14 protein-coding genes are annotated in these 13,740 nt (G+C 58.5%); 13 read left to right on the forward strand and 1 reads right to left on the reverse strand.

Features of this window, described 5'->3' with window-relative positions; genetic code table 11:
- Window positions 1–66 precede the first annotated feature (66 nt).
- Window positions 67–1,587 carry an alkaline phosphatase family protein gene (locus tag K9B32_RS21610; protein ID WP_224566013.1) on the forward strand — a complete coding sequence of 507 codons (1,521 nt, stop codon included), beginning with the start codon at window positions 67–69 and terminating at the stop codon, window positions 1,585–1,587.
- A gap of 6 nt (window positions 1,588–1,593) precedes the next feature.
- On the opposite strand, the gene K9B32_RS21615 is transcribed toward K9B32_RS21610, so the two are convergent.
- Complete coding sequence (locus tag K9B32_RS21615; protein ID WP_224565856.1) at window positions 1,594–2,103, reverse strand: DUF1993 family protein; 510 nt, start codon at window positions 2,101–2,103, stop codon at window positions 1,594–1,596.
- A 327-nt stretch (window positions 2,104–2,430) separates the two neighbouring features.
- Here K9B32_RS21615 and K9B32_RS21620 point away from each other — a divergent pair, with 327 nt between their 5' ends.
- From K9B32_RS21620 to K9B32_RS21675, 12 genes are all read left to right on the forward strand, one after another.
- A complete protein-coding gene (locus tag K9B32_RS21620; RefSeq protein WP_224565858.1) occupies window positions 2,431–3,360 on the forward strand; it encodes a sugar ABC transporter substrate-binding protein in 930 nt (309 codons plus the stop codon).
- Window positions 3,361–3,431: 71 nt separating this feature from the next.
- On the forward strand, window positions 3,432–4,973 hold the full coding sequence (locus tag K9B32_RS21625) for a sugar ABC transporter ATP-binding protein (RefSeq protein WP_224565860.1): 1,542 nt from the start codon (window positions 3,432–3,434) through the stop codon (window positions 4,971–4,973).
- A gap of 34 nt (window positions 4,974–5,007) precedes the next feature.
- On the forward strand, window positions 5,008–6,033 hold the full coding sequence (locus K9B32_RS21630) for an ABC transporter permease (RefSeq protein WP_224565862.1): 1,026 nt from the start codon (window positions 5,008–5,010) through the stop codon (window positions 6,031–6,033).
- A 157-nt stretch (window positions 6,034–6,190) separates the two neighbouring features.
- Entirely contained in the window at window positions 6,191–7,249 is a 1,059-nt protein-coding gene (locus K9B32_RS21635) for a dipeptidase (RefSeq protein WP_224565864.1), read from the forward strand.
- A 44-nt stretch (window positions 7,250–7,293) separates the two neighbouring features.
- Window positions 7,294–8,937, forward strand: coding sequence for an ABC transporter substrate-binding protein (locus K9B32_RS21640; protein ID WP_224565866.1), 1,644 nt, complete (start codon window positions 7,294–7,296; stop codon window positions 8,935–8,937).
- A gap of 18 nt (window positions 8,938–8,955) precedes the next feature.
- On the forward strand, window positions 8,956–10,023 hold the full coding sequence (locus tag K9B32_RS21645; RefSeq protein ID WP_224565868.1) for an ABC transporter permease: 1,068 nt from the start codon (window positions 8,956–8,958) through the stop codon (window positions 10,021–10,023).
- Window positions 10,020–10,955 carry an ABC transporter permease gene (locus K9B32_RS21650; RefSeq protein WP_224565870.1) on the forward strand — a complete coding sequence of 312 codons (936 nt, stop codon included), beginning with the start codon at window positions 10,020–10,022 and terminating at the stop codon, window positions 10,953–10,955. Before K9B32_RS21645 ends, K9B32_RS21650 begins: the two co-directional genes overlap by 4 nt.
- Window positions 10,952–11,785 (forward strand): ABC transporter ATP-binding protein, encoded by an 834-nt coding sequence (locus tag K9B32_RS21655; protein WP_224565871.1) that lies wholly within the window; start codon window positions 10,952–10,954, stop codon window positions 11,783–11,785. Before K9B32_RS21650 ends, K9B32_RS21655 begins: the two co-directional genes overlap by 4 nt.
- Entirely contained in the window at window positions 11,782–12,531 is a 750-nt protein-coding gene (locus tag K9B32_RS21660; RefSeq protein WP_224565873.1) for an ABC transporter ATP-binding protein, read from the forward strand. Before K9B32_RS21655 ends, K9B32_RS21660 begins: the two co-directional genes overlap by 4 nt.
- 160 nt (window positions 12,532–12,691) lie before the next feature.
- Window positions 12,692–12,886 (forward strand): hypothetical protein, encoded by a 195-nt coding sequence (locus K9B32_RS21665; protein WP_224565875.1) that lies wholly within the window; start codon window positions 12,692–12,694, stop codon window positions 12,884–12,886.
- A gap of 121 nt (window positions 12,887–13,007) precedes the next feature.
- A complete protein-coding gene (locus tag K9B32_RS21670) occupies window positions 13,008–13,172 on the forward strand; it encodes a hypothetical protein (RefSeq protein WP_224565877.1) in 165 nt (54 codons plus the stop codon).
- A gap of 303 nt (window positions 13,173–13,475) precedes the next feature.
- Window positions 13,476–13,640 (forward strand): DUF1328 domain-containing protein, encoded by a 165-nt coding sequence (locus K9B32_RS21675; RefSeq protein WP_007798213.1) that lies wholly within the window; start codon window positions 13,476–13,478, stop codon window positions 13,638–13,640.
- The last annotated feature ends 100 nt before the right edge of the window (window positions 13,641–13,740 follow it).

The raw sequence follows: 13,740 nt of genomic DNA on the forward strand, positions 1-13,740 counted from the left end.
TTTGTCTCAGATCATCCGTTCGGCGTGGAACTGGCACGCAAAATCAAACCAGCACTGAAATGCATCATGACCGGTAGACCGAACATTCTCTTGATCACCGCGGACCAGTGGCGCGGTGATTGCCTGTCGGCGACCGGCCATGCCTGCGTCAAAACGCCGAATGTGGATGCGCTGGCAGCGGAAGGCGCATTGTTTGCCCGCCACTACGCCGGCGCTGCACCTTGTTCGCCGGCACGCGCCACGCTCTACACCGGCCTCTACCAGATGAACCACCGGGTTTGCCAGAACGGCTCACCCCTCGATGCCCGATTTGACAATCTGGCGATGGCGGCGCGGCGGGCGGGCTATGATCCGACGCTCTTCGGCTACACCGACACCGCGCCCGATCCGCGTGGCATGGACGCGAACGATCCGCATTTGACGACCTATGAGGGGTTGTTGCCCGGCTTTACGGCCCGGCAGCTGCTTCCTGAGCATGAAAAACAATGGCTCTCCTGGTTGCGCGAGCGTGGACACGCTGAAGCCTTTAGCCGCGACATCCACATTCCCATCGGCGCAGACCGCGGCGAAATCTCGAACGCCGCAACAGCCTATTCGAAAAACGAGACGCAAACTGCATTTCTCGCAGGAGAGTTCATCCGCTGGCTGGGAGAGCAAGATTCGCCCTGGTTCGCACATATTTCATTCCTGCGTCCCCATCCGCCATTTTCGGCGCCGTCTCCGTATAACGATCTGTTCGGCTCGGAGAACGGTCCCCAATTCGCCCGGGCGGAAAACCACGAAACCGAGCAGAGATCACACCCTTACCTGTCCTTTGCCATGCCGAGGGTGGGAAAGGGCAGCTTCATCTACGGCGCGACCGGAAAGGTAACCGACTGGCAGGCCAACGAGTTCGCAGCGATCCGGGCCATTTATTATGGCATGATCGCGGAGGTCGACGCGCAGCTCGGGCGGATTTGGGACGCATTGAAAGATCGCGGGACATGGGACAACACCCTAATCATCGTCACCTCTGATCACGCCGAGATGGCAGGCGATCACTGGACGTTCGGCAAAGGTGGCTTCTTCGATGGCAGCTATCATATCCCGCTTGTCATCCGCGACCCGCAAGCTGTCACGCGGGGCAGGGTGGTCGACCGGTTCACGTCTGCGGCAGATATCTTCCCGACACTCTGCGATCGCCTGAATATCGAACCTGAAAATAGCCTGGATGGCCAGTCCCTGCTGCCGTTCATGGGGCAGGGGGAGGCGGGAAATTGGCGCGATGCAGCCTTCTGGGAATTTGACTTCCGCGACGTCGCCACGCGCGAGCCCGAAACTCATTTCGGCTTGGAATCAAACGAATGCAGCCTTGCCGTGGTTAGAGATGAACGCTTCAAATACGTGCATTTCACGGCGCTTCCACCGCTCCTGTTCGATCTGCAGGCCGATCCGCAGGAATTGAACAACCTCGCGTCGGACCCAGCCTATCTGTCGACCCGGCTTTCCTATGCCGAGAAGCTGCTCTCGATGCGTGCCCGCCATCTGGATCAAACGCTCGCCTTCACCGAACTTACGGAGAAAGGGCCGGTCAGGCGCCGGCCCTGATCTACATCAGGCGAGGCGTCCAAGATAATCCATCTTGCCGACTGGAACGCCCTGGTTGCGCAGGATCGCATGTGCCGTCGCAAGGTGAAAGAAGAAGTTCGGCAGCGCGAAGGTCATGACATACTCGTCGCCTCGAAACATGATCTTGTTGCCCCCTGGTGAAAGGGTGACTTCCCGCGTTTCCGTGCCGTCGAGTGCAGCCGGCGCGACGGTCCCCAGGTAGGCTTGCGTCTTGGCCACACGCTCGCGCAATTCGGCGATCGTCGCTTCATTGTCCTCGAATTTCGGCGCATCGATACCGGTCAGCCGTGCAATCGCCAATTTGGCGCTGTCGGTTGCGCGCTGAAACTGACCCGAGAACGGTAGCATGTCTGAAGATAGCCGTGCGGCGACGAGATCCGCACTATCGATACCCTTTTCCTTTGCGAAGGCCTCGGCTTTGTCGAGATAAGTCTTCAGCGTTTCAAGGCCGTGCTGAAAAACGGGAACTGTTAGTCGGTACATCGAGATGGGCATTAATTTCTCCCTGGAAGGCAGCGAAACTGCGGCCGTCAATGCATTTATATAGTCCGCAGAATCGCGCGTTTCAGCGTCTACCCGGGCGCCTTCGCGAGATTTCCGCAAAGCCGGCACGGACCTCATCAATGAAATGGACTTGACGCCCTCAATAGAAAATGGAATGAATATTCCGAGATGCAGATATTACGGTTCGTTTATTCCGTTTCTTGACGGATGGCCAGCGGGAGATGGCCTATGGCGAACAAAATATTGGCTTTTGGGCATGGCCCAGAGCTCCGGCGTGAGGAGGGTGCAGCCGGACACCGCTTTGTGGAGGAAAGAACAATGAAGAAATTTATCGTGGGCACTGCCATGGCGCTCGTCCTGTCGACGGCCGCTCATGCTGAAACCGTCGGCGTCTCGATGTCGAAATTCGACGACAACTTCCTGACCGTTCTGCGCAACGGGATGCAGAACTACTCCAAGACTTTGAGCGGCGTGACGCTGCAGGTCGAAGACGCGCAGAACGACGTGGCCAAGCAGCAGAGCCAGATCCAGAATTTCATCGCATCCAAGGTTGACGCGATCATCGTCAACCCAGTTGACACCGACGCGACGGCCGCCATGTCGAAGATCGCAGCCGAGGCTGGCGTTCCACTCGTTTACGTCAACCGCGAGCCGGTCAACGTTGACAGCCTTCCGGACAAGCAGGCTTTCGTTGCTTCGAACGAGCAGGAATCCGGCACGCTTGAGACCAAGGAAATCTGCCGGCTCCTCGGCGGCAAGGGCAAAGCTGTCGTCCTGATGGGGGAACTCTCCAATCAAGCTGCCCGTATGCGCACTAAGGATGTCCACGATGTTGTCGCAACCGACGACTGCAAGGGCATCGAGATCGTTGAGGAGCAGACGGCAAACTGGTCACGCACGGAAGGTTCGGATTTGATGACCAACTGGCTCTCCAGCGGTATTGAGTTCGACGCGGTCATTTCCAACAATGACGAAATGGCGATTGGCGCAATTCAGGCGCTCAAGGCAGCCGGCAAGGATCTCAGCAAGATCGTGATCGGCGGCGTTGACGCCACCCAGGACGCACTTGCCGCGATGCAGGCAGGCGACCTCGACGTGACGGTCTTCCAGGATGCGGCCGGACAGGGCAAGGGCGCGCTCGATGCGGCCCTGAAGCTCGCGAAGGGCGAAAAGGTGGAGAAGAAGGTTTACATTCCTTTCCAGCTCGTCACGCCTGAAAACGTCAAGGACTTCGTCGCGAAGAACTAACGTTCGGAGAAACGGGATGCGGGACCTGGTTCCGCATCCCTTGCTTCAAACCGTGTCCGGGAGGAGATGAGATGGTTGTCAGCCCGTCTACAATGGCCGCAGTGCGTCAGAGCGGCGCTGTTCCGAATGCGGAATACCTGCTGAGCGCCGAGGGCGTGCGCAAGGAATTTCCAGGCGTCGTCGCCCTCGATGACGTCCAGTTCCAACTGAAGCGCGGCACCGTGCACGCTTTGATGGGCGAAAATGGCGCCGGCAAGTCGACGCTGATGAAAATCCTGGCCGGCATCTACATCCCCGACAAAGGCGAGGTGCGCCTCAAGGGTGTGGAGATTCAGCTCAAATCACCGCTGGATGCCCTCGAAAACGGCATCGCGATGATTCATCAAGAGCTGAACCTGATGCCCTACATGACCGTCGCCGAGAATATCTGGATCCGTCGCGAGCCGAAGAACAAGTTCGGCTTTGTCGACCATGCGGCAATGTTTCGCCAGACGGACGAGCTGTTTCGCCGGCTGAACATCGACATCGACCCCGAGATCCAGGTCCGTGACCTTTCGGTCGCCAACCGGCAGATGGTCGAAATCGCCAAGGCGGTCTCCTACAATTCCGATGTCCTGATCATGGACGAGCCGACATCGGCACTGACCGAGCGCGAGGTCGAGCATCTTTTCCGGATCATTCGCGACCTCAGGGCGCAGGGCATCGGCATCGTCTACATCACGCACAAGATGAACGAGCTGTTCGAGATTGCCGACGAGTTCTCGGTGTTTCGCGACGGACGCTACATCGGCACCCATGCCTCGACGGACGTCACCCGAGACGACATCATCCGCATGATGGTCGGTCGCGAAATCACCCAGATGTTCCCGAAAGAGGAGGTGCCGATCGGCGACGTCGTTCTCTCGGTGAAGAACCTCTCGCTGAACAATGTCTTCCATGACGTATCTTTCGATGTCCGATCCGGCGAGATCCTCGGCGTTGCCGGGCTTGTGGGATCGGGCAGATCGAATGTCGCAGAAGCCCTGTTCGGCGTAACGCCGGCGACATCAGGCATGATCGAACTGTTCGGCAATAAGACGGACATCTCCTCGCCGACCGTCGCGATCCGGAACCATATGGCGTTCCTGACCGAAGATCGCAAAGATACAGGCTGTCTGCTGATCCTCAACGTTCTCGAAAACATGCAGATCGCGGTTCTCCAGGACAGGTTCGTCAAGGGGGGCTTTGTGCAGGAAAGCGCGATCGAGGCGACCTGCGAAGACATGGCCAAGAAGCTCCGCGTAAAGACGCCCAATCTTGACGAGCGCGTGGAAAACCTTTCCGGCGGCAACCAACAGAAAGTCCTGATCGGTCGCTGGCTACTAACAAATCCGAAGATTCTCATTCTCGACGAGCCAACGCGTGGCATCGATGTCGGCGCCAAGGCTGAAATCCATCGCCTGGTGACGGAGATGGCGAGAAATGGAGTGGCAGTGATCATGATCTCGTCGGAAATGCCGGAGGTACTGGGCATGAGCGACCGCATCATGGTGATGCATGAAGGACGCGTAACCGGATTTCTCAATCGTGACGAAGCAACGCAGATCAAGGTGATGGAGCTTGCCGCGCAGTGATGCGTGGCCTCCAGCAACCCGAAGGGAGGCTAACATGAACACCAACGCAGCTGAGGCGGCAGCCCCACTTGCAACGCGCGCCCGGCGGCGGCGAGTCCCGCCGGAGCTCAACATTTTCCTCGTCCTGATCGGTATTGCGCTCATCTACGAGGTGCTTGGCTGGATTTTTGTCGGCCAAAGCTTCCTGTTCAATTCGCAGCGCCTGACGATCATGATCCTGCAGGTCGCCGTCATCGGCATCATCGCGGTTGGCGTGACGCAAGTCATTATCACCGGCGGTATCGACCTCTCTTCCGGTTCCGTCGTCGGCATGACGGCGATGATTGCGGCGAGCTTCGCACAGGCGTCCACCTGGCCGAGAGCACTCTATCCCTCGTTGACCGACCTGCCGTTCTTCATTCCGATCGGGATCGGTCTTCTCATCGGCCTCGCGGCCGGCTTCATAAACGGGCAGCTGATCGCAAGGACTAAGATCCCGCCGTTCATTGCCACGCTTGGTATGATGGTCTCGGCACGCGGCATTTCGAAGTGGTACACAAAGGGCCAGCCGGTTTCGGGGCTCACCGATCAGTTCAATTTCATCGGTACCGGCATTTGGCCCGTCGTCGTCTTTCTCGTCGTCGCGCTGATCTTCCACATTGCGCTGCGCTATACCCGCTACGGCAAGTTCACCTATGCGATCGGTGCCAACGTTCAGGCTGCGCGTGTTTCCGGCATTAACATTGAAGCCCACCTGATCAAGGTTTACGCGATTGCCGGCCTCCTGGCAGGTCTTGCTGGCGTCGTCACGGCAGCGCGCGCCCAGACCGCGCAGGCTGGCATGGGTGTCATGTACGAACTCGACGCGATTGCCGCGACCGTTATCGGCGGCACCTCTCTGACAGGCGGCGTCGGTCGCATTACCGGCACGGTCATCGGCACGATCATTCTGGGTGTGATGACCTCAGGCTTCACCTTCCTCAGGGTCGATGCCTACTACCAGGAAATCGTCAAGGGGCTGATCATCGTTGCCGCTGTCGTCATCGACGTCTACCGGCAGAAGAAACGCGCCAAGCACTAACGAAAGTACCTCGGAACGGGAGCCTCGGCTCCCGTTTTCCGTTTCCGCTACCCGTTGATGCGGAACAGCAAAAATTCTGAAAAAAAGGGTAGCGTATTCCGCCAGCTTTTCTATTCTGCGCTCTTCATACCGCCCGCCCGGGCACACAGGAACGCAGATGCAATTCGTATTCGACGGCCATAACGACGTCCTCCTCCGGCTTTGGACACATGAACAGGATGGCGGCGATCCAGTCGCCGAATTTGCAAACGGGACAGATCTAGGCCACATCGATGCTCCGCGTGCCAAGGCTGGTGGGCTGGCTGGCGGCCTTTGCGCAATTTACGTGCCCTCGGGCGATCTCGTTTTTGCGGATCCCGACAAGAACGGCCACTACGTCACCCCGCTCGCCGCCCCGCTCGAACCGCTGCCCTCCCTGAGAATCGCCACGGAAATGGCCGCGATCGCCCTTCGCCTGGACAAAGCGGGCGCGTGGCGGCTTTGCCGCACGCTAAAGGACATTCGCCAAGCGATGGCCGATGGTGTTTTCGCGGCGGTGATGCATATGGAAGGTTGCGAAGCCATCGGCCCCGACCTGGCGGCGCTGGAGGTATTCTATGCCGCTGGCTTGCGATCGCTGGGACCGGTTTGGAGCCGCCACAATATCTTTGGCCACGGCGTGCCCTTCGCCTTCCCGATGTCCCCGGACACCGCTCCGGGGCTGACTGATGCGGGGTTTGCCCTCGTGCGCGAATGCAACAGGCTCGGCATCCTGATTGATCTTGCGCATATCACCGAAAAGGGCTTCTGGGATATCGCGAAGACAACAGATCAGCCGCTGGTTGCAAGCCACTCCAACGTTCATGAACTGACGCCGGTCGCTCGCAACCTCACCGACAAACAGCTCGACGCCATCAGGGAAACCCGGGGCCTCATCGGCGTGAATTATGCGACCGCGATGCTGCGCAGCGACGGTCGCTCCGATGGCGATACGCCGCTGAGCGACATGGTGCGCCATATCGACTATCTCGTCGAGCGTGTCGGCATCGACTGCGTGGCGCTCGGCTCAGACTTTGACGGCGCGACCATACCCGACGAAATAGGGGATGCTGCGGGTAACCAGAAGCTAATTGCCGCGCTCCAGCGCGCTGGCTATGGTGCAGGAGATCTCGAAAAATTAGCCAGAGGGAACTGGCTGAGAATTCTGGCCTCGGCGTGGGGAGAAGAGGACGCCTAAGCCAGCTACTTTGTATTGAAATGAAAAAACAAGGGAACAAAGCCATGATAGTCAGCAAATTTAACCGCACTTTCCGCCTGCTTTCGGCAGGCGCCGCTCTGTCGATCATGATGGCAGCTGCACCGGTAGCCTTCGCGGAAACGCCGAAGGACACGCTGGTCGAAGGCTTCGCCATCGACGACATCATCACCATGGACCCCGGCGAGGCTTTCGAACTGTCGACGGCTGAAGTCACGAGCAACACCTACAGCCTGCTCGTCCGCCTTGACATGAGCGACACGTCGAAGGTCAAGGGCGATCTCGCCGAGAGCTGGACGGTGTCGGATGATGGCCTGACCTACACCTTCAAGCTCAAGCCCGGCCTGAAGTTCGCCTCCGGCAATCCAATCACCGCCGAAGATGTCGCATGGTCTTTCGAGCGCGCCGTCAAACTCGACAAGAGCCCGGCCTTCATCATCACTCAGTTCGGCATCAATGGCGACAACGTCACCGAGAAGGCAAAGGCGACGGATGAAAACACGTTCGTCTTCACCGTCGACAAGTCCTACGCGCCGAGCTTTGTTCTGAACTGCCTGACGGCAACTGTTGCCTCGGTGGTCGACAAGAAGCTGGTCCTTGAGCACGTCAAGTCCGTGACGCCGAGCACCGACTACAAGTATGACAACGATTTCGGCAACGAATGGCTGAAGACCGGTTATGCCGGCTCAGGCGCCTTCAAGCTGCGCGAATGGCGCGCCAACGAAGTTGTCGTGATGGAGCGCAACGACAACTATTACGGCGAGAAGGCAAAGCTCAACCGCGTCATCTATCGCTTCATGAAGGAAAGCTCGGCACAGCGCCTGGCGCTGGAAGCCGGCGATATCGACATCGCGCGCAACCTGGAGCCCGGCGACCTGGATGCAGTCTCCAAGAATGCCGACCTGACAACCGTTGCCGCGCCAAAGGGCACGGTCTATTACGTCAGCCTCAACTCCAAGAACGAAAACCTGAAGAAGCCGGAAGTCCAGGAAGCCTTCAAGTACCTCGTCGACTATGATGCGATCGGTTCGACGCTGATTAAGGGCATCGGCGAAATCCACCAGACCTTCCTGCCGAAGGGTCAACTCGGCGCGCTCGATGAAAATCCCTACAAGCTCGATGTCGCCAAGGCCAAGGAACTGCTCGAGAAGGCCGGCCTGAAGGACGGCTTCTCGGTGACGATGGACGTTCGCAATACGCAGCCGGTAACGGGTATTGCCGAATCCATGCAGCAGTCGCTCGCCCAGGCCGGCATCAAGATGGAAATCATCCCGGGCGACGGCAAGCAGACCCTGACGAAGTTCCGTGCACGCACGCACGACATGTACATCGGTCAGTGGGGTTCGGACTATTTCGACCCGAACTCGAATGCCGATACCTTCACCACCAACCCCGACAACTCGGACGCTGGGACAGTCAAGACACTCGCATGGCGCAACACTTGGGAAGCACCGGAGCTCGACAAGGAAACGAAGGCTGCTTTGCTGGAGCGTGACGGTGCCAAGCGCGCCGCCATGTACGAGGACATCCAGAAGAAGTTCCTGGCAAACAGCCCCTTCGTGATCATCTTCCAGCAGATCGAGGTCGCAGGTGCTCGCAAGAGCCTGAAGGACTTCAAACTCGGCCCGAGCTTCGACACCAATTATGTCGGCCCGATCGGCAAGGAATAATCCGGCAGGATTGATCCGTTGAGCATCGTTGAGACAAAGACGGAGGCACGGCCCAAACAGGGCCGTGCTGTTCCTATCGCCAAGGCGGTCGGGCGATTTCTTGTCGCCGCCGTCACCACTTATCTCGGCCTATTGGCCGTGACTTTCTTCATCGGCCGCGTCGTACCGATTGATCCGGTCCTTGCGATTCTCGGCGACCGCGCTCCGGCCCACGTTGTCGAGCGCGTCCGTCGCGAGCTCGGTTTCGACCTGCCGCTCTACCAGCAGTTCTACATCTATCTGAAAAGCATTCTCTCAGGTGACTTCGGGACCTCGGTGCTGACCACCAATCCTGTCATGGTCGACATCAGGCGCGTTTTTCCCGCGACGATCGAACTTGCAACACTCGGGACGATCATCGGCTCGGTGATCGGTGTCCCGCTCGGCGTGCTCGCGGCCGTCAAGCGAGGCAGCATTGCCGACCAGATCGTCCGTGTCATCGGGCTGATTGGTTATTCGGTGCCTATATTCTGGCTTGCGCTGATCTCGCTCGTCATCTTCTACGCGCAGCTCCGCTGGGTCGCTTTCCCCGGCCGCATCGACATCGTTTTTGAGTACAGCTTTACGCCGGTGACCGGCTTCTATCTGCTCGACAGCGCCATGCAGGGGCAGTGGGACGTCTTCTATGACGTTTTCCGCCACATCATCCTTCCCGCCTCGCTGCTCGGCTATTTCTCACTGGCCTACATCAGCCGCATGACCCGCAGCTTCATGCTCAATGAACTGAGCCAGGAATATGTGGTAGCGGCACGCGCCAAGGGACTTTCGGAAACCCGGGTCATCTGGGGTCACGCACTGCGAAACGCCGCCGTGCCGCTCGTCACCGTCATCGCGCTTTCGTATGCCGGCTTGCTTGAGGGTTCAGTTCTCACCGAGACGGTTTTCTCCTGGCCGGGTATAGGGCTCTACATCACCAATTCCCTCCAGAACGCGGATATGAACGCCGTCCTCGGTGGCACCATCGTCATTGGCACGGTTTTTATCGGCATCAATCTCCTGTCCGACCTTCTCTATCGGACGCTTGACCCTAGGACGCGAAGCCGATGACGGTTCCCGCAAATCAATCAGCGCCGCTGAGCCGCCGCGAATGGTTGCTTTCCGATCGGCCGCAGTCGCGCACGCAAGCGCGATTGGGCCGAGCCTACGTGACCTGGCGCCAGTTCACCGCAAACCACCTTGCTGTCGTCGGTTTGCTGATCATCATCACGCTCCTGTTTGTGGCTGTCTTTGCGAACCTACTCGCCACGCATTCGCCAGTTGTCGGCGATCTGAAGAACGCACGCCTGCTGCCACCAGGCTCATCGGGCTATTGGCTTGGCACGGACGATCAGGGACGCGATATCTATTCCCGCCTCATTTACGGCTCTCGCTTGACGTTGCTCGTCGTCGTTCTCGTCGCAGCTATCTCGGCGCCGATTGGCCTCATCGTCGGGACGATGTCGGGTTACGCCGGCGGCTGGGTCGATGCGACGCTGATGCGCATCACCGATATCTTCCTGGCCTTCCCCAAGCTGGTACTGGCTCTCGCTTTCGTGGCGGCCCTCGGGCCTGGCATTCAGAACGCCATCATCGCCATTGCCATCACCTCCTGGCCGCCTTACGCCCGTATTGCCCGTGCGGAGACGCTAACCGTGCGACGCTCCGATTATATCTCTGCGGTCAAGCTGATGGGCGCGTCGCCTTTGCGGATCGTGGTCCGGCACGTCATGCCACTTTGCCTTTCTTCGCTCATCGTGCGCGTGACGCTCGACATGGCCGGGATCATCCTGACGGCGGCCGGTCTCGGCTTCCTCGGTCTCGGCGCGCAGCCGCCGCTTCCCGAATGGGGCGCGATGATCGCGTCTGGCCGGCGTTTTATTCTGGACCAATGGTGGGTGGCTGCCATGCCAGGTTTTGCCATCCTGATCGTGAGCCTCGGCTTCAACCTGCTCGGCGACGGCCTGCGCGACGCGCTCGATCCCAAGGAGAGCGGTCAATGACCGAGCTCCTCACCGTTCAAAACCTCAAGGTCAGTTATCCCACACGCACGGGCGTGATCGAAGCCGTCCGCGGCGTCTCATTTACGCTTGGCAAGGAACGCCTCGGCATCGTCGGTGAGTCCGGCTCAGGCAAGTCACAGACGGGGCGCGCCATTATGGGCTTGACCCCGAAGCACGGCATCGTTTCAGCCGACAAACTCGATTTCAACGGCATTGATCTTCTCGCCGCATCCGCCAAGCAGCGCCGGCAATTGCGCGGCAAACGCATCGCGATGGTCCTGCAGGATCCGAAATATTCGCTCGATCCCGTCATGTCGATCGGCCAACAGATCTGCGAAACGCTGAGGACCCATGAGAAAGTCGGCAAGGCGGCGGCGCGCGATCGCGCCCTCGCCATGTTGGAGGCGGTGCAGATCCGCGATCCGAAGCGGGTATTCGATCTCTATCCGCACGAGGTCTCGGGCGGCATGGGTCAGCGCGCCATGATCGCCATGATGCTGATCGCCGACCCGGAGCTGTTGATCGCCGATGAACCGACCTCCGCACTGGATGTCACGGTCCAGCTGGACGTCCTCAGGATTATGGACCGGCTCGTGTCGGAACGCGGCATGGGGCTGATCTTCGTATCCCACGACCTGCGCCTCGTATCGTCCTTCTGCGACCGTGTCATCGTGATGTATGCCGGCAAGGTCGTCGAAGAACTCAAGGCATCCGACCTCAAGAATGCGCGCCATCCCTATACACAGGGCCTGTTGAACTGCATGCCCCAAATCGGAGAAAACAGGCATCCCTTGCCGGTCCTCGATCGCAAGCCGGAGTGGGCCATATGAGCATTGCACTTTCCGTCGATAAGCTGAGTGTGATCTATGATCGCTTCCATGCGCTGAAAGACGTCAGCGTCGATATCGAGGCCGGCGAGTCATTCGGCCTGGTCGGCGAGTCCGGATCGGGAAAGTCGACCCTGCTCCGTGCCGTTGCCGGCCTGGCACCGGTGGCAGGCGGCTCCATCAAGATCCATAGCGATCCCCTCGTTGGTGCGAAACGATCCAAGGCCTTTTACAGGCAGGTGCAGATGGTCTTCCAGGATCCTTACGGATCCCTGCATCCTCGCCAGACCATAGATCGCCTCCTACTCGAGCCGCTGGCGATACACGGCATCAGCGACAGTGACACACGGATCGCCCGAGCCCTCGACGAAGTCGGGCTTGGAAATGGCTTCCGTTTTCGCTACCCGCATCAGCTTTCGGGCGGTCAGCGTCAACGCGTTGCGATTGCCCGGGCATTGATCGTCGAGCCGTCCATCCTCTTGCTTGATGAGCCGACCTCGGCCCTTGACGCTTCAGTGCAAGCGGAGGTTCTGAACCTCCTCGAACAAGTGCGGCGAGATCGCAAGCTAACCTTCGTTATGGTCAGCCATGATCTCGGCGTCGTCACCCACATGTGCGGTCGCCTAGCCGTGATGCGAAACGGGGCCGTCGTCGAGCGACTGACTTCAGCGCAGCTTGCGCAGGCAGCCGTGACCGAGGACTACACGCGAAATTTGATGGTTGCCAGCAAGGGTTTCGTCAAAGCTTGAAGGGCAATCCTTTCAACGATTTGGTTTCACTGAGGCCCGTTGGGCCTCAGCCTTAATGATCCACTAAAACACGACCATTCGACTAGACTATTGACACCTGCCTTACTTCTGTCATGATCCGGTTAACGCCCGTTAATTTTCGTGATCATGGAGATCCGGCATGTTTTTTCTCGGCGGCATGACCATGGGATATCTGCAGCCACCGGCCAAGATCGATAGAGAAGCTGCACCCTCGACATCCATTCCCGCAGAGAAAGACCGGCGACTCCTGGAAACACCGGAAGCAACGGTCAGGTCCCGCCAAGATGCCGGAGACGATCGTTCCTTGCTCTGGGCGTGGCGAATTCTCGTGTAGTCGCCGAAGGACGGATTTTTTAACGTCCCCTGGCAGGACAGAATTTTATCTCTACCTATTAGATAGAGAAAATACGAAAACACGCTCTAACAAAAGAAGCGCGGAGAAACGGAGGCAGCACATGGCAGACTTGGGTATCTCGCATGCTCATGTGAATCAATACGGCTCCATCCAGGCCAAGAAGCCGGTCACGACACGCAGCAAGATTCAGCTTGTCGTTCACGCAACGCTCGTCACGGCGGCATTTCTTTTCGTCGCGGCCCTCGTCTTTGGCATCGTAGGATAAGCCAAAGAACACGTGGTGTCGCGGCAGTCTGAAAATGCGGCGTCGGAGCCACGATTTATTCTCTCATCACATTCATTGTGAAACGGAGAATGACGATAAAAGGGATTTTGGGACATTCCGATCCCGGTGATTATTCTCCTTTATCTCTTCCATGCAGTCTAAGATTGCGGTTGGTTGCCGGTATAGAAAAGGCGCGTCGATTTCGACGCGCCTTCTCTATTGGCCGAACCCGGCCTGGGGGCTCCGAGGGAACCAATAGGGCGACCTCCCGTTATTTCGGCAGCAAAGACAAAGGAGATCGCCATGCTTTATTATGCACTTGTATTTCTCGTTGTGGCGCTGATTGCCGGCGTTTTGGGCTTTGGCGGCATTGCAGGTGCTTCCGCGTCGATCGCTCAGGTTCTTTTCTTCCTGTTCCTGATCCTGTTCGTCGTCTCGCTGGTTATGCGCCTCATGCGACGCGCTTGACAAAAAACACTGGTGTAAGATTGGAAATCGGCGCTTGCCCAAGCGCCGATTTCTTTTCGACCGCAGGTGATGGTCGTACACTGCCCCATTGCATCCTTTG

The organism is Rhizobium sp. 3T7 (assembly GCF_020166565.1).
GTDB lineage: Bacteria > Pseudomonadota > Alphaproteobacteria > Rhizobiales > Rhizobiaceae > Rhizobium.